Source organism: Paenibacillus hunanensis (assembly GCF_034055775.1).
GTDB lineage: Bacteria > Bacillota > Bacilli > Paenibacillales > Paenibacillaceae > Saccharibacillus > Saccharibacillus hunanensis.
The window spans coordinates 1,423,904-1,446,132 of the sequence record NZ_CP139194.1 but is presented as its reverse complement, the minus strand read 5'-3'; the positions used below and the strand labels follow the sequence as shown (position 1 = coordinate 1,446,132).

At 47.8% G+C, this 22,229-nt stretch carries 17 protein-coding genes; 4 read left to right on the top strand and 13 right to left on the bottom strand.

Annotation, left to right across the window (positions count from 1 at the left end; all coding sequences use genetic code 11):
* Positions 1 to 78: 78 nt before the first annotated feature.
* Positions 79 to 510, bottom strand: coding sequence for a hypothetical protein (locus tag SK066_RS05785; RefSeq protein WP_188777069.1), 432 nt, complete (start codon positions 508 to 510; stop codon positions 79 to 81).
* 1,091 nt (positions 511 to 1,601) lie between these two features.
* Between SK066_RS05785 and SK066_RS05780 the strand changes: the two genes are divergently transcribed.
* Positions 1,602 to 2,354, top strand: coding sequence for a DeoR/GlpR family DNA-binding transcription regulator (locus SK066_RS05780; RefSeq protein ID WP_320543989.1), 753 nt, complete (start codon positions 1,602 to 1,604; stop codon positions 2,352 to 2,354).
* Positions 2,355 to 2,736: 382 nt separating this feature from the next.
* On the opposite strand, the gene SK066_RS05775 is transcribed toward SK066_RS05780, so the two are convergent.
* The 6 genes from SK066_RS05775 to iolA form a co-directional block, all read right to left on the bottom strand.
* Positions 2,737 to 4,734, bottom strand: coding sequence for a DUF2961 domain-containing protein (locus tag SK066_RS05775; RefSeq protein ID WP_320543988.1), 1,998 nt, complete (start codon positions 4,732 to 4,734; stop codon positions 2,737 to 2,739).
* A 254-nt stretch (positions 4,735 to 4,988) separates the two neighbouring features.
* A complete protein-coding gene (fba, locus tag SK066_RS05770; protein ID WP_320543987.1) occupies positions 4,989 to 5,867 on the bottom strand; it encodes a class II fructose-1,6-bisphosphate aldolase in 879 nt (292 codons plus the stop codon).
* 194 nt (positions 5,868 to 6,061) lie between these two features.
* Positions 6,062 to 7,975 (bottom strand): 3D-(3,5/4)-trihydroxycyclohexane-1,2-dione acylhydrolase (decyclizing), encoded by a 1,914-nt coding sequence (gene iolD / locus SK066_RS05765; protein WP_320543986.1) that lies wholly within the window; start codon positions 7,973 to 7,975, stop codon positions 6,062 to 6,064.
* Positions 7,976 to 8,012: 37 nt separating this feature from the next.
* Complete coding sequence (iolC, locus tag SK066_RS05760) at positions 8,013 to 9,002, bottom strand: 5-dehydro-2-deoxygluconokinase (protein ID WP_407673750.1); 990 nt, start codon at positions 9,000 to 9,002, stop codon at positions 8,013 to 8,015.
* Between the two features lie 95 nt (positions 9,003 to 9,097).
* Positions 9,098 to 9,919 carry a 5-deoxy-glucuronate isomerase gene (iolB, locus tag SK066_RS05755; protein WP_320543985.1) on the bottom strand — a complete coding sequence of 274 codons (822 nt, stop codon included), beginning with the start codon at positions 9,917 to 9,919 and terminating at the stop codon, positions 9,098 to 9,100.
* 45 nt (positions 9,920 to 9,964) lie between these two features.
* Positions 9,965 to 11,440: a methylmalonate-semialdehyde dehydrogenase gene (iolA, locus tag SK066_RS05750; RefSeq protein ID WP_320543984.1), complete on the bottom strand. Its 1,476-nt coding sequence runs from the start codon at positions 11,438 to 11,440 to the stop codon at positions 9,965 to 9,967.
* A 365-nt stretch (positions 11,441 to 11,805) separates the two neighbouring features.
* Here iolA and SK066_RS05745 point away from each other — a divergent pair, with 365 nt between their 5' ends.
* Positions 11,806 to 12,555 (top strand): DeoR/GlpR family DNA-binding transcription regulator, encoded by a 750-nt coding sequence (locus tag SK066_RS05745; protein WP_320543983.1) that lies wholly within the window; start codon positions 11,806 to 11,808, stop codon positions 12,553 to 12,555.
* Positions 12,556 to 12,971: 416 nt separating this feature from the next.
* Here the strand turns inward: SK066_RS05745 and SK066_RS05740 are convergent, their stop codons facing one another.
* The 5 genes from SK066_RS05740 to SK066_RS05720 all read right to left on the bottom strand — a co-directional run bounded on the left by SK066_RS05740 (position 12,972) and on the right by SK066_RS05720 (position 18,567).
* Complete coding sequence (locus tag SK066_RS05740) at positions 12,972 to 13,115, bottom strand: hypothetical protein (protein WP_320543982.1); 144 nt, start codon at positions 13,113 to 13,115, stop codon at positions 12,972 to 12,974.
* Between the two features lie 176 nt (positions 13,116 to 13,291).
* Positions 13,292 to 14,329 carry a bifunctional inositol 2-dehydrogenase/D-chiro-inositol 1-dehydrogenase gene (locus tag SK066_RS05735; RefSeq protein WP_250344157.1) on the bottom strand — a complete coding sequence of 346 codons (1,038 nt, stop codon included), beginning with the start codon at positions 14,327 to 14,329 and terminating at the stop codon, positions 13,292 to 13,294.
* Positions 14,330 to 14,552: 223 nt separating this feature from the next.
* Positions 14,553 to 15,455, bottom strand: a complete 903-nt coding sequence (gene iolE / locus SK066_RS05730) for a myo-inosose-2 dehydratase (RefSeq protein ID WP_320543981.1) — start codon at positions 15,453 to 15,455, stop codon at positions 14,553 to 14,555.
* A gap of 224 nt (positions 15,456 to 15,679) precedes the next feature.
* Complete coding sequence (locus tag SK066_RS05725; RefSeq protein WP_188777057.1) at positions 15,680 to 17,050, bottom strand: Nramp family divalent metal transporter; 1,371 nt, start codon at positions 17,048 to 17,050, stop codon at positions 15,680 to 15,682.
* A 392-nt stretch (positions 17,051 to 17,442) separates the two neighbouring features.
* On the bottom strand, positions 17,443 to 18,567 hold the full coding sequence (locus SK066_RS05720; RefSeq protein ID WP_320543980.1) for an NAD(P)/FAD-dependent oxidoreductase: 1,125 nt from the start codon (positions 18,565 to 18,567) through the stop codon (positions 17,443 to 17,445).
* 368 nt (positions 18,568 to 18,935) lie between these two features.
* Between SK066_RS05720 and psiE the strand changes: the two genes are divergently transcribed.
* Positions 18,936 to 19,364 (top strand): phosphate-starvation-inducible protein PsiE, encoded by a 429-nt coding sequence (gene psiE / locus SK066_RS05715; RefSeq protein ID WP_320543979.1) that lies wholly within the window; start codon positions 18,936 to 18,938, stop codon positions 19,362 to 19,364.
* Positions 19,365 to 19,436: 72 nt separating this feature from the next.
* On the opposite strand, the gene SK066_RS05710 is transcribed toward psiE, so the two are convergent.
* Positions 19,437 to 20,324 (bottom strand): fumarylacetoacetate hydrolase family protein, encoded by an 888-nt coding sequence (locus SK066_RS05710; protein WP_320543978.1) that lies wholly within the window; start codon positions 20,322 to 20,324, stop codon positions 19,437 to 19,439.
* 475 nt (positions 20,325 to 20,799) lie between these two features.
* Between SK066_RS05710 and SK066_RS05705 the strand changes: the two genes are divergently transcribed.
* Entirely contained in the window at positions 20,800 to 22,164 is a 1,365-nt protein-coding gene (locus SK066_RS05705) for a dipeptidase (RefSeq protein ID WP_320543977.1), read from the top strand.
* Positions 22,165 to 22,229: the final 65 nt, after the last annotated feature.

Below are 22,229 nucleotides of genomic sequence, written 5' to 3'. Positions count from 1 at the left end.
AAAAACCCCTCCGTTGCACAGTCTACAGATGCAGACTGCCGCAGCGAAAGGGTTCGTTATAGCTCAGGTAACGATCAATCAATAGCTTTCTTCCCAAGGATTGAACATTTCGTGCTTGAAGTACGTTGTATCTGCGGACTTGTCTTCCCAGCTCCACATTTTTTGGCTTGCTTTCTCCATCTCTTCGCTTTTGATTTCACGAATTTGATCGAGGATAGTGTATTCCTTACCCATCTCTTTTTGGTGCTCCCAGATCACAAACATGATGCCGTCAAGGTTTTCACCGTAGCCAACCAGAGATACACGGCCAGCAGGATCGTTCAGACCTACATTCAGAAAATCATTCGTTACGATATATTTGTCATTCTCTTTGTGGTAGATAGCAGCCCATTGCTCTTGCTCGTTTTGACCTTTCGTTGTTTCAGTGCTTTCTACAAAGCGGAACCAACCACCAGAAACCGGTTTTGCTTTCTCCATAATTTTCACGTCAGTCAATTGATTATAATTCATAAGGTTAGCCCCCTTGATTGGCATCATTTTATATTGTTGATAGTCAGGTGTCAGATCATCACTTTACTTGTCTCGTCATGTGCTTGTTACTATACTTTATCGGAAAATATTAGATATTCTTTATAGCTTCTTCCTCTTTTTCGTCTTTTTCCGACAATTTATTTGGCGAATCGTGTTTTTGTTTGTGACTTAAGTATGCCTCTGGAACCATAGTTTCTACAATAGGAAATGGTTCTTAATACTTAATAGTAATCAAGCTGCCTTATCCTACCTTTTTCCTTCGCAGCGCGTTTGCGTTATTACTATATTTATAACCAGCATGAGTGAAATCAATCGATTTCAGCGCTTTTCAGGCAAGGAACAGGCTTATTTTACGTACGACCGTACTGTGAAATTAGCCAATTATAAGGGAATTTATTCATATTTTCGTAATTTTTTTAATTTAGGTTCACTTTTAGCGGCAGAATAATGTCGATTATTTTCTTCAATTTAGAGCTGTGGGGGTACTACTCACTTTCTCTCTTTTTCGACATTTCGCAAAAACGTTATTATTTTTATGCAAATGACGGGTAATCGCCATCTGGATTTTTTGCTAAAAAGGTGGATTTTGCTGCTCATACACGGAGGTTTAGGGATGAAATCGGCGCTCCTGGTTCATTCTGCAGAGAAATGTAGGAGATTCATCGACTATAGAGAGTTCGAGTAGGAAATAAACGGACTCATTCGCCGTAATTAGTAGATTACAGCATCTAATATAGGTCCTAGTGCTTGAATGAGGTGGGAGGTGATCATGGACTATATATGATCAAGAGCAGATTAGAGAACGGTATATACTGAGAAATATCCGGAAATGCCGCGGAATGAGTGGCTTTATCGAGATAATGCTTAATCTTACGGCAGTTTCCTATACCAGATCGATGATTTCCTATATTGAAATATACATATAGGTCATATCCTACCTATAATGAGCATGTAACGCCCTGTACGCCTAGAAGATGATAATCTTTGCCATTTACCAAATAACGTTTACAATAATAGCGGACAGCATTACTTATTCGATATCGTCACTTTGACCATAGGAGAATCAACAGATGATCAAATCGCAACGTATTAATCAGATCAAGGAATATGTATTCGAGCATGAGTCCGTTTCGCTGGAAGAGCTGGTAGAGCATTTTGGTGTATCGAAAAACACGATTCGCCGTGATGTGCGGACGCTCGTCGAATCAGGCATTTTAAATAAAGTATATGGCGGCGTATCCGTCAATCATTCGACTCTGGTCGGCTTCAACGAGCGCAAGGATCGCAATCTGACCAAAAAGCAGGAGATCGGACAGCTGGCTGCACGCTTTGTCGAGGATGGCGATGTGATTTTCGTCGATTCTGGTACGACTACGCTGGAGCTGTTACCGTATATTCGTGAGCGTCAGGTGACCATCGTGACTAACAATTTTGACTTTATTCACGGTGCAAAGCCGTATCCGAATCTGACGATCTTTTCGACAGGTGGGATGTTTGAGCGTCGTACCGATTCGTTTGTGGGATTTCAGAGTGTGGAGCTGCTGAGTAAGTATAATATCAACAAGGCATTTCTCGCTTCAACTGGCATCTCGATTATGAATGGAGTGACCAACTCATCGCCGCTGGAAACGGATATTAAAAGTACAGTCGTGAAAAAGAGCTCCAATGTGCTGCTCATGATCGATGATAGCAAATTCGACAAATACGCACTCACGACGTATTGTGCGCTGAGTGATATTGATTATTTGATCACGAATAGTGAGCCGAGCGAGGAGTATAGGCAGTATGCAGGGCAGCATGGAATTGTGATTGTCACCCCGTAAAGCAGTAGAGTGTAATTAACAGTTCTATTCGTAGTTCTATTCGTAGTTCTATTCGTAGTTCTATTCGTAGTTTTATTTCTACTTTTACTCTCAGCTTTATTTTCATTTTTAGTTTTAATTCTACTATGAATGCTTACACGGAATAGTTACATTCCGGGATCAAGGAAGCTCCAATATGGGCTAACTTGAAGAAGGATACGAGGCTAGAAGCGCATAAAGCTACGATAATCTACCCCGATTTTGGATACGGTAGATTATCGTAGCTTTATTCATAGTGCCATTGTATGTGGAAATGGTGGTCTAGCCTCCAACCGCTGGGGTTAGACCTATCTTTTACAACACATCGTTTAAAACATCCATTCATATTGCTCCGGCTTGTCGGTCACTTCAGACTGTAGATCCAGTAGTAAAATTCATTCCAAACTCGGGACTCGCCCTCCTGCACGTATTCCAGTCGAATCGTTAACTGCTCCTTGCCTGCTGTATAGGCAATCGGAATGTCAAACTCATCATCTAACCAGCGTTTATACGGATTGCGATCCGCGACATACCAGCTACGCTCCTGCACCAGCTGATCGTCTACATATACCATCGCTCGTTGTCGCCCGGTGATCTGGTCAGAGCGTCGGCGTAGCCGTACACCGGAATGGTCTGGCGATACGGATACTGTAAATTGACTCCAGCCTTCGGTCTCATGCCCTTTATCTGTAATCAGCACATCATCCGCATCGCCTTCGTAGCTTGACTCCAGCGTATAATATCCTCGACTGCCCTGCGTATGATACGTATGGATGCCTTCGGATGCCGAATTCCCCACATCCAGCTCATCGGTGAGCACCATGCCCTCTTCATCCTGACCGTAATAAAACAAAATGCCCGAATGTCGCAAGTATTGATTGTTGTATTCTCCTGCTTCGATGCCAAATATCAATTCCTTGCGAAACGGATAACAATCACCACTGCATAGCCGTACCATTGACCACGGATTATCAGGCAAGCCATCATAGGCAGTAGCTGGATTCATCTCTGGTGGTGTCGGAAAGCCCCAGCCATAATTCACCCAGCTCTCTGAGCCATCGCTCTCTACCTGCGGTGTAGCATTATCATCAATATAGACGCGCACATCCCCTTCACAGCTAATGATGCCCGGTGTACGTGCGAATGCAGTCACCTGCCCGGCGACCAGATGTCCACGCCCCGTAATACGCCCGATGATACTGTCTGCCCCATGTGTCGCTTGCAATGGATAATACGTAGACGTACGGAAATATCCAGTATCATGCTGTGGATACAACGATTCATTTAATGTAGTGTAGCGAATCTCCCACTGTGCAAACTCCACCGCATTAGCTCCCCGATTTTCCAGCCGAATATGTGCTGCGCTCCAATATGGCATCGGTAAATAGTGATACCACTGTCCATCCTGACGCTGTCCATGCGATAGAATTCCGATCCGATTATAGCCGAGTTCATTACCGAAAAAAGCCCCCAGCGGACATTCCACATCTGGCTGCTCATGACTATCCCAATGCGCCACAATCCAGATGTCGTGCAGCAAAGAGCGCGGAATCTCCAGTGTCGAATCATGATGCCAGCGTGCTTTGATCGATACGATACTGCCCGGTTCACTCTGCTGGAGCAGTGTCGTACTTTGTCCAGCTTCTAGCTGTAGCTGTTCTAGCGCTACGATCTTCCCTTCCACCTCTGGCTTCGGATCATCCTCTACAGCTCTCCACTGATTCAGCAGCTCGCTATAATCTTCCTGTCCGGTAAAAGTATGAATGCCGATTGCACTGGTATACGTATGGTACATCACATGTCCCCAGCCACCGTCTCCCTTGGCAGCCCCCTTCAAACGAATATCCGTCGTAATCCGACACGACCGCGCAAATGGCATCGGTACAAAGCTACGCACGACTCGAATCGGGCCCCTGCCATGATCATCCGGTCCCATATACTGATCAGCCAGCGGCGCGATCAACGGAGCCTTCTGTCCAAACTCCGAATGCCGAATCTGAAAACGAGGCTGTTCCTCTCCATCAAAATAGAAGAAAAAGGTCGGCTCCTCACTGTCTGGATATCGATGCTGCACCAGATTGTAAATACAGCCTGGCCCATCCACGTCAAAGATCACCCATTCCTTGCCTTCCTTATATAGCCACCAATCCCAATCCGCATTAAAGCCCTGCTTATCAATACTGCCTTCATAACGCACCTGCACATCATTACGCAGGCGTGGGAGCAGCTCCATGCGTAATAAGCTATCGATGCCCGGGGTCACGGTTGGACGTTCGGGTATCGCTTTTGTTAGATGAGCGGTCGCTTCATCTGTTACTGCATGTAGCTGAGATGGTTGCTCATGTATCGTTTCCTTCATCATTCATCACCGCGTTTCTTCATATAAATGCAGCATCGCCACAGAGCACATCCACAGCCATTGGATGGGCGGTGAATCGCTCTGCGGCGACGGCTTTACGGCTCATTATATAGAAGGAAGTGGCGAACGAGATTGAAGGATTTTCAGATTAAATTGAAAATTCTGCTGGTTTTGCGTCCCATGTCTACTATAGATATAGTCAGGTGAACTTCATCCATTATCCAATGGGATGTATAAGCATCATTCGTTCGTTTCATTCACTCCACAAGCTGAGTGGATATGGCGGCTTTACCGCTGGAGCGGAACTCGCGAATTTTGGCGCGAACGCTATCCTCGATCGCTTGACGCGCTGGAGTAAGAATCGTGCGTGGTTCGGTCGTATCGGGATGGTCTACCAGTGTTTGTCGTAGTTGTAGTGACCAGGCAGTGACACTTTCGGTATTGATATTCACCTTGGCATGACCAAGCTCGATTGCACGCGTGAGCTGATGTAGCGGGATACCGGATGCGCCATGCAGCACGAGCGGGATACCAATAGCCTGCGAAATGGCTTCCATTTCGGTAAAGCCGAGCTTCGGTTCGCCGATATATTTACCGTGAACTGAGCCAAGTGCAGCGGCAAGTGCATCGATACCTGTTTCCTCAACGATTCGTACGCATTCGTGCAGATTGGCATATTGGATGCCACCAATCAATCCGTCCTCTACACCACCTACGGTGCCAACCTCCGCTTCGACAGAGATTCCATGCGGTGCAGCATATTCAACGACCTGACGGGTCTGCTTGATATTTTCATCAATCGGGCCATGTGAGCCGTCGAACATGACCGAGGTGAAGCCAGCATCGATCGCGCGCAGGCAGCTTTCGACCGATTTGCCATGATCCAGATGTAAGGCAACCGGTACAGTTACCCCCTTTTCCTCCACCAGTACACGAACAAGTGTGGCAATCGTGCGATAACCGCCAAGAAAGTCGATCAGGCGATCCGATGCCGCTACAATGACTGGCGCCTGTTCTGCCTGTGCCGCATCCAATATCGCATGTACCCACGACAATCCGTTGACATTAAATTGACCAACTGCATACTGGTGCTCGCGTGCCTGTTGCAGCATTTCCTTCATGGATACCAGCGTCATGCGTGAGCCTCCTCTTTATAGAACAGGCGCAGGTAAGAATTACCGTGCGCCTGTCTCGTTTGCTTATTTGTTTATTTAAAATGAATTTGTCGCTTGCCTTCATTACAATCGCTAGAACAACAATAGCTGGAATACTGGAACTAGCTATAACACTCCTAATATCTGGTATGCATGTGTTATTCGCTTGATACTATTTAGTACTGCTTCGCCTTCTCCAGCATTTGCTGCTTGCTGGCATGCGCTGCTTGAATACTTTCACGCTCAGACACGGCGGCTACACCGACATGCCACCAGCTCTCGTAGCCATCGGTCATCGTTTTCGGCAGAACCTTCATTTCGATCAGCGTACAGCCATCATGACCTTTCGCATCCTCAATCGCAGCACGAATCTCGTCTGGCGTATTGGCACGATAGACTTTCGCTCCATACCCCTCCGCCACTTTGGCATAATCGATATTCATAATGCGATTGCTCGTATCGCGGAATTCGCAATAGAAGCTGCCGCCACCGTTATCCATCTGCAAGTTGTTAATACAGCCGAAGCCTGAATTATCGAATAGTACAATGTTAATTTTGTAATTGTACTGCATCGCTGTAATTAGCTCGGTATGCAGCATCAGGAAGCTACCATCCCCAACGAGTGCATATACTTCACGATCGGGATGAGCGATCTTGGCACCGAGTGCGCCAGCAATCTCATAGCCCATACATGAATAGCCATACTCCAAATGATACGTATTCGGCGAATCTGCCTGCCACATTCGCTGCATATCGCCAGGCAACGAGCCTGCTGCTGCGATCACAATGCTATCGCTATCAACCGCTTCGTTGACCATCGCAAGTGCGGTCGTCTGTGCGAGCTCCGTTTGTAAGGCATCTGCATATTCGTTCAAGCGCTCCTGTGTAAAATGCCCCTTGATCTCTGGATCAAATCCTTCGCGCTGGAAGCGAATCTCTGCTAGACGCTGGCGCTCTGACGCCCATTCCTGACGCCACTGTCCAATCTGTCCACCCCATTCACTGCGATATCCAGCCAGACGCTCCTGCAAGCGCTGAATCGCTTGCTTGGCATCCGCAACGACGGTCACCGCATCCAGCTTGTACGCCTGCACACGGCTTACGTTAATGTTTAGAAAACGAGTGTTTTCAGGATCGAATGCTGTTTTGGAGGAGGTTGCAAAGTCTGTATAACGCGTACCCACTCCAATGATCAAATCCGCTTCACGTGCTGCTTTGTTGGCAGATAGTGTACCTGTCACACCCAGACCACCCAGATTGTGCGGGAAGCTGTATTCTACTGTCGACTTTCCAGCCTGTGTCTCGACGAGTGGAATACCGTACGTCTCCGAAATGTGAATCAGCTCTTCGCGGGCACCGGAATACTTCGCGCCGCCACCTACGACGATCAGCGGCTTTTTACTGCTGCGAATTAATTGCTCTGCTGCGGTCAGCTCACGCTCATTCGGCTCTGCACGATCCAGATAATGAACACGCTTCTGGAAAAAGGCTTCATCATAATCATAGGCTTCACCTTCGGTATCCTGACAGATGCACAGTGTGACCGGGCCGCCCTTTGCTGGATCAGTCAGCACCTCAAAGGCGCGGATTAAGCTGCTCATCAGCTGCTCTGGACGGGTGATCCGATCCCAGTAACGCGATACTGGCTTGAGCGCATCATTGGTCGTTACAGCTGGACTGTAATCCTGCTCGATCTGCTGTAGCACCGGATCCGGTTGGCGGCTGGCAAAGGTATCCGCAGGTAGTAGCAGCACAGGAATGTTATTAGCCAACGCTGTACCGGCAGCCGTCACCAGATTGGCGGAGCCAGGGCCCGAGGATGAGGTCACCGCGAAAATTTTACGGCGTAGCATTTCCTTGCTATAGGCAATTGCGGCATGCGCCATCCCCTGCTCGTTTTTCCCCTGAAAAACTTTCAAATGTCCGGCGTCCTGCTCCAGCGCTTGCCCGATCCCAAGCACATTACCATGGCCGAATACGCTGAAAATTCCTTCTACAAAAGGCGTTTCTACACCATCCACTTCGATATACTGCTGATTCAAAAAGCGGATCAGCGCCTGCGCGGTTGTCAGTCTGATTTTATTTCCCATTAGGAGTCTCCACCTTCGGTTAGAATATAGGGGCTGCTCAGGACGGAATCACCGGTTGCTGTCCGATCAGCGTCTCAATCTCATCTACAGTTGGCATAGCATCCGAGGAGCTATGCTTGCTCACAACGATCGAAGCGGCAGCGCTTCCATATTGCAGTGCCGTACCGATATCCTTGCCACGAATCGTGGCATACAGGAATGCCGCTGCATAGGAATCACCTGCACCAAATGTTTTCAGCACTTTCGTTCGGTAGGCATGTCCACGATACGTTTCCCCTGTATGAGTATACGCATAGGAACCTTCTACACCATGCTTGATCACAACCAGACTGGCACCGGCTGCGAACAGGGTAGCTGTCGTTTCTTCATTCGAGCCGTTCATTCGATTCTCCATCACATCGTATTCATCACGTGTACCGATCACGATATCGCATTGTGCTGCTACGAGCGAATAATATACAGATGTCTCCGCAGGAGATGTCCATGTGTACGGACGATAGTCCAGCTCGAACGCGATCTTCACACCGTTACGGCGCGCATAGTGAATCGCCTGTAATGCCGCTTCACGAGATGGACTTTGCGCAAGTGCCGTACCGGAAATGAGCAGTAGCCCTGCATCACGAATATAGCTTTCTTCGATCTCCTCCGGGCGTAAGTATAGATCAGCCACATCATCACGATACATCAAAATGCTGCATTCCTCTGGACTTTTGATCTCGGTAAATGCAAGGCCTGTCTTATGTCCTTCCGTATCCACGATAAAATGACCTGCGTCCACACCTGCACGCTCCATATAGCTACGAATAAAGCGTCCATGCTGGTCATCTGCAATTTTACCGATGAAGCCAGTCGTCAATCCGAGTCGTGCTGCACCAATCGCAATATTGGCAGGTGATCCACCTACATATTTGGAAAAGGTCATCGTTTCTTCCATCGGTCGGTTGTACTCTACTGCGTTCAGATCAATACAAGCACGTCCGAGAGTCACGAGTTCAAAACGCGGTGTGCTGCTGGGTGTATCCATCATTTGCTTCAACGCTCCTTTATCGATTGGCAGTCTGGCAGGCGAATAGCGGTGCCGCGGCTACACTGAGCCACTATAGCACCGCTTGTTCCTACGGCTCAGTCGCGATTCAAAATCCACTCGTGATCCGGCTCATTATAAAATTTCCATATACGCTTCGGTCCAGCCATTACGTTCAGGTAGTACGATGTATAGCCGTCTGGCACACCTACCGGATGATAGCCAGCAGGCACAATCACGACATTGCGATGCTCAACTGCCATCGTCTCATCAATGCTACGATCATCCGTATACACGCGCTGGAACACAAAGCCCTGCTTTGGTGCTAGTTCATGATAATACGTTTCCTCCAGCAGTGATTCCTCAGGTAGCAGATCACGATCATGCTTGTGCGGCGGATAACTAGAGAAATTGCCACCTTCTGTATACACCTCGACCACAAGCAAACTACTTGCAGACGGATCACTATCCGGCAAAATGTCATGTACCATGCGCTGGTTATTGTATTTACCGCGATGCACCACTCCTACGCCCGAAGCTGGCAATAGCTTGGTCGGTCTAGACTCGACAGCTGGAGAATAGCATAACGCTACTGTTGCAGTCGTTACGGCTTCAACGGTAAAGCTAGCACCACCGGATACAAAGACGCTGTCCGTCGGCTTTTTCTCAAATACACTTTCCCGTGTACCGATGCCTTCAAAGCGATGCTCGCCCTCGGCCACGGTGATCTTGCCCGTTAATGCGACAATACAGCATTCATCCTGCTCCAATGTCTGTTCATATACAGCACCGACAGCAAGGTCGATCAGCTTGAAGCCTACATATTCTAGCGGCGAATCGGAGGTTAACACCTCCTGAACTAAGGTGATGCCTTCGCCGATCGGTTGAGATTGGGGTTTGCGCAGCAGATGACTGGTCACTTGGGTTCCTCCTGTATCGTTCCCGTAGGATGATGGTCTATCGGATTATTGAAAGTCAGGTTCTGGGTAACGTGCGGTTACCACCTTTTTGCGCGTGTAGAAGTCAACGCTATCCTTGCCGTTCGCATGCAGCGTGCCATAAAAGGACGATTTCCAGCCTGAGAATGGGAAGAATGCCATCGGTGCAGGGACACCTAGATTGATGCCGAGCATACCTGCATCGATATTTTCACGGAAATAACGGATCGCATTCGCGTTAGAGGTGAACAGGCAGGCTCCATTCGCAAATTCGGACTGGTTCGCAATCTCGATCGCTTCCTTCAGGTTCTTCACTCGAATAACCGACAATACTGGCGCGAAAATCTCATCCTTCCAGATCGTCATATCCGGTGTAACATCTTCAAAGATCGTTGGGCCGATAAAGTAGCCATCATCCGTCATCCGTTCACGTCCATCGAGCAGCAGGCTTGCCCCTTCCTCGATGCCCTTTTCAATATAGCTTACGGTACGCTTCTTATTATCTTCACGAATGACCGGGCCAAGGAAGACACCATCATCCAGACCGTTACCGATCTGCACCTGTACAGCCTTTTCCTTCAGACGAGCGATAAACTCATCTGCAATGCCCTCTTCTACCGTCACCACTGCACATGCCATACAGCGTTCACCAGCCGAACCAAAGGCTGCAGATACGACATTCGTCAGTGTATCCTCCATATGGGCATCGTTCAGTACGATCGTATGGTTCTTTGCACCCGTCAGTGCTTGGACGCGCTTGAGGTTTTCACTGCCTTTTTTGAATACATATTCTCCGACTGGCTTGGAGCCGACAAACGAAATCGCTTTGATCTCAGGATGCTCCAGAATGCCATTTACTACATCATGGGCGCCATATACCATATTGAACACGCCGTCTGGCAAGCCTGCTTCCGAGAATAGCTCTGCCAGCTTCTCGGTCAATAGCGGTGTACGCTCAGATGGCTTGAGGATAAATGTATTACCAAGTGCAATCGCCATCGGGAACATCCAGCATGGCACCATCATCGGGAAGTTAAATGGCGCGATGCCGCCTACAACGCCAATTGGATAGCGATAATTCGCCGCTTCCACATCCGTTGCGATCGATGCGAGCGAATCGCCCATCATCAATGTGGGCGCGCCGGCTGCGAACTCGACATTTTCAATGCCGCGTCCAACCTCGCCCAGTGCTTCGGTTAAGTTTTTACCGTTTTCAATCGTGATTAGACGTGCCAGCTCTTCACGATGCTGACTGAGCAATTGCTGAAAATTGAACAGGATGCGTGCGCGTCTTGGCACAGCGACTTGCTTCCATTTCTCAAAAGCTGCCTTGGCTACCTCAGCGGCATGCTCAATGTCCTCGCGGGTCGAGATCGGTACCTGACAAATCAATTCCTTTGTTGCCGGATTGTAAACGTCTTCATATACAGTAGTATTGCTCTCTACCCATTTGCCGCCGATATAGTTCTTCAGCTTTCTCGCCGTGCCTGTCAGTGTACTCATACTTCCTGGCTCCTCTCAACATTGCAAATTTGAAATGTTGCTGTGCATCGCTGCATCAGCTTCACGAATCATCATTTGGTTATATTTTGGTTATATTCGTATGATATATAATAAACATTTTAACGTCAACCCTGTTATAGATGTAAAACAAGCCCTTTCGTTAGTTTTCTCATGAAAATCGCTGAAAAACATTGATGTATAAGCAAATAAATGAAGTTTGCTGTAGCAAAATTAGCGTTATTTTTCATATTTTCATGGATTCAGAGCTGAATACTTAACCATTCTATTCAATTTTTTAATCATATATTGATTATATTTTGGTTATATTTTATATTAGATGCATCATAAGTTATAGGAGAATGTGTATGAAGGCGAGACGGCTACAGGATATCGAGGCGTACATCCATGCTCGGAAAAATGTCACACTGGATGAGCTGTGTGACTATTTTGATGTATCCAAAAATACAATTCGTCGCGATATTAATCAGATCGTTGGCAAAGGCTCCATTGAAAAGGTATACGGTGGTGTGACCTCCACCAACGAGCTGGTACCCTTTGAAAATCGTACCACCCGTAATCAGACAAAAAAGAACGATATCGCTCGTCTAGCTGCTGCCTGTATCGATGAGGATGATCTGGTATATATCGATTCCGGTACGACTACACGTACGATCGCCGAGCATCTGAATCCCGAGCTACGGCTGACCATTTTGACCAATAGTCTGGATGTGATCAATTCGGTCGCCGATATGCCGCATGTGAGTCTGCTTGTGATCGGCAATACGTACAAGGCGAATACGCGCTCCTTTGTCGGCATGGATAATCCGCTCTCGTTGCAAAAATACAATGTGACCAAGGCGTTTATGGCAGCGACCGGGGTGAGTATTAGTCATGGCTTGACCAACTCGGATCTGCTGGAATACGAGATCAAAAAGTCGATTGCGAGCAAAGCGCAGAAGCTGATTGCGCTGGCGGACAGTAGTAAATTTGGCAAATCGACGCTGCTGACTTATGCGCCGCTGGAGGATGTGGATATTTTGATCTCGTCTGAATCGCCGGATGAGCAGTATGCGGAGTTTTGCTCGAGGCATGGAATTGAGCTACGTTACCCTTAAAGGGGGGCTCGCAAACTTTTTTTGCTGGGCAGTAAGCCGCTGCGGGAAGGAATAAGGGGACGGACTCGGGTGGAGCCGCGGGAATCTACTGGATTAGGAATTAAATGTAGATTCCCGCCCCTCCAAAGCGGTAAGATATTTTGCTGCGCAAAAATCACTTTTCATTGAACCGTGTGTTAGGAAATCACTAACACTGTAAGTCGTCTTTTCCCCTTATTTCCTTCCCTTCGCTCCGTGCGTACTGATCGCAATAGCAGTATTGACGCGCCTAAGGGCGCGTAGCGGCAGGAAAAGCTTTGGGTACTTGGAGTTCAGTTGATGCTTATATTCAATTATTAGTTTGCATTCCATCATTACTTTGCATTTAATTATTAGTTTGAATAGAATGATTACTTTGATTGTGGGTTGTTTTGAGTTTAATTTTGACTGTGGTTGTTTATAATTTTTCTTTTTGTAGTTAAATAAAAACAGCCTGTTGGAGTTAAGGGAAGTGATCCCTGCTCAACAGGCTGTTTTTTTGTTATTCTTCTGTTTTCTTCTTTTTCTTTTTTATTCTTCATTCTTGTTTTTGTTCTTCTGTTATTCATTAGTATTATTTTATCGTTTTTTAAAATGACAATTGAATTTAGTTTATATACCAAGCATCACGATCTACTAGATGCTGTCTTGGTTCATGTATAATGCCTGTTGTTTTACTGCGTAGTATGTGGGGTTTGGAATGCGTAATTTCCCTATTTTACACACTACGTAGTGCGACACCACCGTAAAATTCTGGTTTTTCGTCTAGCTCGATCGCTTCCTCTTGGCCGGATTCCTGGGCGCGTACACAGGCGTCGGCGGTAACGGCTGCGACGTAGCCGTCCCATGAGGTTGGGCCTTGTAGGTCGCGGTTCTGGTTGATGCAGTCGATGAAGTCTTGCAGTTCACGGTCGTAGGAATCGATAAAGCGGTCTTTCCAGTCCATGAGCAGGTTCATGCCGAGCTGGGCATCTTTGCGGTAGGTGATGCCTGCCACCTCGGGCAGGCGTACGATGCCTTCTTCGCCGATGATCTCGCATTGGATATCGTAGCCGTATTTACAGTTGACGAAGATTTCGGTTGTGATCAGGATGCCGCCGCGTGTTTCCAGTGTGATCACCTGTGGGTCGCGCAGATGGGGTAGCGCGTTGCGGGTCTTTTTCGGGAAAGCGACGCGTGCGGATACATAGTCGTCGTTGACGAGCCAGTGTAGCACATCGATCTCATGGATAAAGGTATCGGTCACTGCCATATCAGTTGTGTACAAGTCTGCTGAGGAAGGGTTGCGATGGGCGCAGCGAATCATTAGCGGTTCGCCGATAAAGCCGGATTCGACCGCCTGCTTGAGCTGAATATAGCCGCTATCGTAACGGCGCATAAAGCCGACCTGAACGAGCTTTTTGCCATGCTTGATCTCTGCTTCGACAATCTCGCGACAGCCGGCTGCTGTCGTTGCGAGCGGCTTTTCACAAAATACGTATTTGCCTGCCGCAATACCTGCCAGTACGCTCTGCTGGTGAGCCGGTCCCCAGCTTGCTACGAGGATCGCGTCTACCTCGGGTGCAGCGATAAGTGACAGATCATCTGGATAAATTTTCGCGTCGGTTAAGCCATAGCTTTCGATCGCCAGCGCGGCTGCGTCTGCATTCACATCGGTTACTGCGACAATCTCCGCTCCGCTCAAATTGCATGTAATCCGGCGGATATGATCCCGTCCAATCGCGCCTGTTCCGATAACTCCAATACGTAATGTCATTTTGCTTGCCTCCTGAATAAAATTGGCCTGGGGTGTACAACTTTGTGTCTGCCGAAGCAGCTCCATCTTGCTACAGGCTATCTGTCGCTTATTAAATGTATGCTTTTTATACGCTCCATTCGTTCTGTATCCTACAGGCATACTTTCGATATCATTGTATTCTGTCTGTATTCATATCGAACGACTCTGGTCCATAATAACCACGATTAGTGCTGCATGATCCTCAATGAGGTGCTGCTGAGCGTAACAATTGCTCATCAATATACCGCCGCGCGATCAGCGCATACTCCAGCGGATGTGCTACATCCGGGTCCTGCTCCGCTTCAATCACGATCCAGCCGCTATACCCATGCTCTATTAAAAAGTCATAGGCTTCACTAAAATCAATACAGCCATCTCCAGGCACGGTGAACATGCCACTTAAAAAGCAATCGCGGAACGATCTGCCCTGCTCCCGACAATCCGACAGCACCTGCAACCGTGCATCTTTAAAATGCACATGACGCACACGATCAATATGCTTGCGCAGAACAGACATATATTCGCCATCCGATACATAAATATGCCCGGTATCATATAACAAATGCACATGCGCCGCATCCGTACCTGCCATCAGACGATCGATCTCCTGTGCGGTCTGCACACCGGTACCCATATGATGATGATATACAAGCTTCAGTCCATATTCCTCGGCTACCTTGCCCAGCTCATTCAGACCGCTGCACAGCACATCCCATTCCTCATCGTTAAAATAGGGCTTTTGCGCGAATACATCCCGATCCAGTCCTTGCACGCTGTATGTCTGCTCGGAAATGACAATTACACTCGCTTCCACATCCTGCAAATACAGGCATTGCGCACGAAATGCAGGCAGCACCTGCTCCAATCCATCACGGATCAGATAACTGCTAAACCATTGCCCGGCGATACGAAGCTTACGCAGCTTCAGCTCACGCTTTAACACCTCTGCCGATGGGAAGAAGCCGCCTACCTCTGTTCCTTCAAAGCCAGCTACGACAATATCGCTCAATAGATGCGACAATGTGTTCCCTGCCCCGATCTCAGGTACATCATCATTACGCCAGCCAATCGGCGCAATCCCCCAGTGAATGCTTTGTGCTGTCATATCCGTCCCCCTTGCCCTCGATAAATGAGTATATTGGTAAAATAATGATTAACTTTTGATTATAATATGATTAAATACTATTACTAAAAGCGCTTACAGTCAATTGCATTTTATATTTTTTCCGCATGTCTCTACAAGCGCTATTCAGGTATAGCAAAAAGACCGCTCTGTACATATGCCAGAGCGGTCTTCCTATAAAACAATGAATTTTATATCACATTTATTTACCCTAATTGCTCACCTGTTAAGAACAGATAACCGATCAGGAACAGATTTAGTGCAACGATCACACCCGTCGCTGTCCATGCCAGCCATTTGGTAGCGCGTGAGTTCGCAAAGCTACCCATTTTCCCCTTATCACTGGTAAAGCGTACGAGTGGAATAATCGCAAATGGAAGCTGCAAGCTCAGTACGACCTGACTCCAGAGCAACAGATTCCCTGTACCGCTCGAACCATACAGCCACGTAACGATGAAGGCTGGTACAACCGCCAGCAGACGTGTGATTACACGACGCAGTACAGGCGATATGCGCAGTCGTACAAAGCCCTCCATCACGATCTGTCCTGCCAGTGTACCCGTAATGGTTGAGTTCTGACCCGAAGCGAGCAGGGCAACAGCGAACAATGTGCTGGCAATGCCGACACCGACCGTTGGACTGAGCAGCTGGTACGCCGCTTCAATCTCAGTAACCTGCAATCCACTACCATAAAAAGCAGCGGCTCCAAGAATCAAAATAGCCGAGTTGATCAGAAATGCCACTGTAAGTGAGGCAACTGAATCGAGTCTGGCAAATTTGACAGCTTCCTTCTTTCCTTCCAGTGTGCGTTTATATTGACGCGATTGGATGATCGAGGAATGTAGATACAGATTGTGCGGCATCACCGTTGCACCGAGAATACCCAGCGCTACGAATAGCATCGACGAGTTGGTCACAACCTCAAGCTTGGGAATATATCCGCCAAACAGCGCTGCTACATCAGGACGTGCAGCGATCATTTCAAAGCCAAAGATCACAAAGATCGTAGCCATCAGTACGATAACGATCGATTCAATAATCCGAAAGCCTTTTTTCTGCAATAACAGCAGCAGCAATACATCAAAGGTGGTAATCAGAATGCCCCATAATAGCGGAATACCGAATAACAGATTCAGTGCAATCGCTGAACCGATCACTTCCGCTAGATCGGTGGCAATAATCGCAAGCTCGGTCAAAATCCACAGAAATACAGCGGTCTTAGGGCCAGTTGCATCCCGTGTAGCCTGTGCTAGATCCTTCCCTGTAACGATCCCGAGCTTGGCAGCGAGTGTTTGCAGTAGCATCGCTACCAGGCTGGAGATGAGCACGACCGATAGCAGTGTATAGCCAAATCGTGAACCACCAGCAATCGAGGTTGCCCAGTTCCCCGGATCGACGTAGCCAACCGCTACGAGCGCGCCAGGGCCAGCAAAGGCAAAAAATTTGCGCCAGAATCCAGCATTTTGCGGAATTTTGACTGTATTATTCACTTCCTCCAGACTGATCGATGAGCTGCTACGTAGCCAGCTATTCTTTTTGATACCGGAGGTAGGTTCCAGCTCTACTTCAGAATTCATGTTCTCTCCCTCATTTCTGTCTCTATGTTTCTATAATGGTGTCATTGCGTCTATGTTGTTCGTATGTCGATTCATCATCACGATTTGCATCAAAATATACATAAAATTGTTTCTGCCCATATTTTGCCTCAGGGAAACTTATTTGTCAACGGGTAATTTTTATGGTGTTTGGCAAGTTATAGAGGGTGGAGATCGATCCTCTTTTTGATTAACCGTTATTACAGATTTTGTATATATCATTTTATATTTATGATGATGAAATGAGAAAAAGACGCTTCCCGCTTAACAATGGGAAACGTCCTTTAATCAGATCACAGCATGTATAAAGAAGCATGTATACGGATATTCAGATTCTGAGCTGAATAAGGTGGATGAAATGCACAATACAGTCATCAACCAAGTGCCTTCGCTACCGTATACTCCTCCACCGGAAGCTCTGGCTGCTCGCCAAGTACAAGCTGAGCGAGTAAGTATCCAATATAAGGCCCCATCGTCAATCCAGAAGCGCCTAATCCATTCGCTATGAATAAGCCGCTCCAATCTGGCATCGCGCCAAATACGGGCAAGAAGTCTGCTGTAAACGGACGGAAGCCTACTCGCATCTCAGTAAATGTGCTATTGGCAAGCTGTGGCGCTAGCTCCAGTCCCTTATTCAGCACCTCCTGCATTCCACCCGGTGTCACCCGTGTATCATAGCCAGTCACATCATTCTCATGTGTAGCCCCAATGACGATTCGTTGCTGCTCAAAGGCAAGTAAATATTGATCGGTCGGCGGCATGACAACAGGCCAGCTACCTGTGTCGTCGTCCGTTTCCAGCTTCACATGCATAATCTGTGCCTTCTGATAATGCATCTGAAATGTAATGCCAATACCAGCGAGCAGCTCGGCTGCCCATGCGCCAGCACAGATGACCACCTCATCAGCTATATATCGCTGTCCGTCAACTTTCACACCAACAACGCGTTGCTCCTCCTGCTCCAGCACGGCTTCTCCATGTAGTAGGGTCGCTCCATTGCGCACTGCGGCACGCAGTAGCGCATCACGTAGCAAGCGTCCATCGATTCGCGCCGCACCACTCACATGCACCGCTTCATAGCCTTCATCCAGTAAAGGGAATCGTTCGTGCACCTCATCTTCATTGAGCAAGGTAATCTCACCGATCTCGGGTGCTGCTTCGAGCCGCTTGAGTGCGCGTTTTTGCATAGCGAGTATTTTATCATGATCACGGTGCAGGCTAAGCGCACCTACACGTGCATAACCTGTATTATGCTCGCCATGCTGCGCCAGCTCAGCGATTAATTCAGGATAAAAGCGCGCCCCTCCACTTGCCAGTCGATACCAGGTCTGATTGCGACGCTGCGATAACCACGGGCAAATAATCCCTGCCGCTGCATCTGTCGCCTGACCTGCATGCTGCCGATCGATCACAATCACATCGATATCCTGTTTACTTAATTGATACGCAGTCGAAGCGCCTAGAATGCCGCCACCGACTACAATGACTGTTTTACGCATACCTGCATTCCTTTCTTCCCTGCGCCTTACGAGCGAATGACCATCGATTCACTGGCAGGACAGATTGCTTCCCTTCATTATACAACATGAGCAATCCAGCCGCCGTTTAGCAGTAATAGAGCAGCCACCCGATTCTCTCCATGCCCCCGTAGCAAGAAAACAAATGCAAGGACACACGAGCGACAAATCGCTAAGCTACACTAACCGTATTCACCAGTAAGCCACCGAGAGGATCACACTGGAATGATCTTGCTGCATCGGCTAACAATTGCGTTTCCGCGTGAGCTTCAAGCTTATCGATGCTAACTGTTTGACTGAAGAATGCAGGGCTATACTGGAACCATTTTTAACAGTGAAGAGGGATTACAATGACAATTAAAGACCTATCCACTAAATTGCGTATGCACCATGTACCGATTGTTTTGCAAATGGTACTGAATGTATGTCTGGTCGGAATGGCACTTGTGCTAAGTGTATTGCTTATCTATGAGACATGGTCGATATTTTCGCTTATTTTTCTAACGAATGATACGACGGTTAGCTATTATCAATTTACCGATGAATTACTGGTGTTCTTTTTATACTTTGAGTTTTTGGCATTGATTATCAAATACTTTGAAGCCAAGTTCCATTTTCCATTACGTTATTTTATTTACATCGGTATTACCGCGATCATCCGACTCATTATCGTCGACCATGATGATGCCATGCATACGCTCGGCTGGTCACTCGCCATTCTAGTGCTGATCGGTGCATTGTTCTTATCGAATCTGAGACAAACGAAGGAAGTCCACTGATCAATATTCGTCCACCTCGATGCCCGATAAAGGAGACGACTAGCGCGTTTGTGAACATGCCACACCATACGGCTATCGAGCCTGCAAACGAACTTTATTACGGACAGTCTCTAACAAGGGCTGTCCTTTTTCATCCAAAATCGAGCATCCCACCGTCTCCCCATCACGGATGACGACTGCCCCCGGCGTTCCAGTCATAATGATGTCACCGGGTAGCAGCGTCATCACCTGCGATAGAAACGACACGATATACCAAGGACGAAACTTCATATAATAGGTGCGACTATGATGTACCAGCTCGTCATTATGATGTGTCTGTACCGTCAGTTCCAATATATCTGGTACTTCATCCAGCGTAATCAGCTGTGAACCTAATCCGAAAAAAGTATCAAAGCTTTTCGCTCGTGCTAAAAAACGTGGATGCCGTGCGTGAATATCGGCTGCGGTCACATCCAGTGTGGCGGTTAAGCCTGCCACATAAGCAGGTACATCCTGCTCCGTTACGTAACGGCAGGTTTTACCAATAATGATAGCAAGCTCGCCCTCGGCGGTCACCTTTTCCGATTGCGGTGGTAGCTCGATATGATCCTCCGGCCCGATGATCGTCGTATCCGGCTTCATAAAGCTCACAGGTTCTTCATCTGGATCAGACGCATGTAGCTCGGCTTCATCTGCTACATAGTTCATGCCAATGCCCCAGATTTTGCGTGGATGACGATACAATGGAGCATGCACAATCTCTGCCGCAGGTATAGCGGTTAACTGGTCTAGCTGCTCCGAGCTGGCTGTAGCCAGACGCTGTGCCAGCGATTCTAGCTGTGATCTGTTGATCAAGTCGAACATCTCTGTTGCCCACTGCTCTCCCCAGACATGGTTGATCTGCTCCAGCAATATGTATTCCCCTTCCAGTACGACGGCTACTTGCTCCTTACCCTGAGCGTTAATCGTTGCCAGCTTCATCGAATAGCCTCCTGTTCGTTGGTCATCATCGGTAGGATGACCGTATAAATTGCAACCATTATAGTACAGCGCATACACACAAATATAGCTTGCAAATCGATTCCTGCTACTCAGCATGATTACAGCTTCATTATTCATGCACCGTGACAGTGAGCTACATCTGTGCGTATTTAAATATATTTTCGAGCACTTATATTCCACTGGCGAAGATCGGGGAATTAACAGGCGTTAACTACAAATGGAACAGTTCTGATAAACAGGTCGAGATCACTACCAAATAAATCCACCTCTACGCAATTAGCAACACACCCGATATTCACTAAAATAGCGGCTTCTCTATACAGGGAGGTCGCTATTTTGTGTTCTTATTTTCGTCCAGTGGTTAAAAGGTGTACAATGGAATCCATAACGTTGCAAGCGATACTTATCGTCTTGTATGGATCATTGCCATGATCAGTTGAGGAGGAATTCAAACATGACTAATTATGCTACATATTTTCAGGAGAACCGCGAGCAGCAGCTCGCCGAGCTGAAGGAATGGTTGTCCATTCCGAGTATTTCCGCGCTGTCTGAGCACAAGCCGGATATGCAGCGTGCAGCTGAATGGCTTGCAGACAAGCTGACTGCGGCTGGACTTGAAAATGTAAAAATCAATCCAACGAACGGTCATCCGATCGTTACTGCGGATCATCTACATGCACCAGGCAAACCAACGATTCTCGTGTACGGTCACTACGATGTACAGCCGGTTGATCCGCTGCATCTGTGGCAGTCGCCACCTTTTGAACCGGAAGTACGTGGGGACAAGCTATTTGCCCGTGGCGCAACTGATGATAAAGGCCAGGTGTTCCTGCATGTGAAGGCGGTTGAAGCGATCCTCAAGCAGGAAGGCAAGCTGCCTGTTAACATCAAGTTCTGCATCGAGGGTGAAGAGGAGATTTCCAGTGCTCACCTTCCAGCATTCCTGGAAGCGAATCGTGAGCAGCTCGCTGCGGACGCGGTACTCGTGTCTGACACCTCGCTATTAGAGCGCGGCAAGCCAGCGATCAGCACAGGTTTGCGCGGTCTGTGCTCACTTGAGGTTGCGATCCATACAGCTAATACCGATCTGCACTCCGGTTCCTTTGGTGGCGGCGTACCGAATGCGCTGCATGCAATGGTGGAGCTACTGGCAACACTGCATGATCGTGATGGTAAGGTGCTCGTCGAAGGCTTCTATGACGATGTATTGCCACTATCCGATGAGATGCGCGCGGAGTTCGAAAAGCAAGGCTTTAACGAGCAAAAGCTGCAACAGGATCTCGATTTGACTGCACTGCACGGCGAGGAAGGCTATTCCTTCGTGGAGCGTATCGGTGCTCGTCCAACACTGGAGCTGAACGGCGTATACGGCGGCTTCCAGGGCGAAGGCAGCAAAACCGTTATTCCAAAAGAAGCTCATGCCAAAATCACCTGCCGCCTTGTTGCTGACCAGAATCCACAGGATGTAATGGATAAAATTATCACCCATCTGGAAGCTGTGAAGCCAAACGGTGCCAAGCTGACCATTACACCAGGCGAGAAAGCACGTGCTTTCAATATCGATCCGTCCGAAAATGAACTGTTGCAAAAAGCAGCAGATGCGTACACTTCTGTTTACGGTACACGCGCATTGTTCACCAAGGATGGCGGCTCGATCCCAATCGTGGAGGAATTCTCCCGTGTGATCGCTCCAACCGTTGTCCTGATGGGCTTCGGCTTGCCAGACGAAAACCTGCACGCACCGAACGAGCATTTCAATCTGGAGAACTTTGATAAAGGTCTGCTAACGATCGTGGAATTCCTGAATAGCGTGGAGTAAGTATCTATCGCTGTTGTTATACTGTTCCAATGTATAAAAAGCATGCCAGTGTGAGCACATATCAT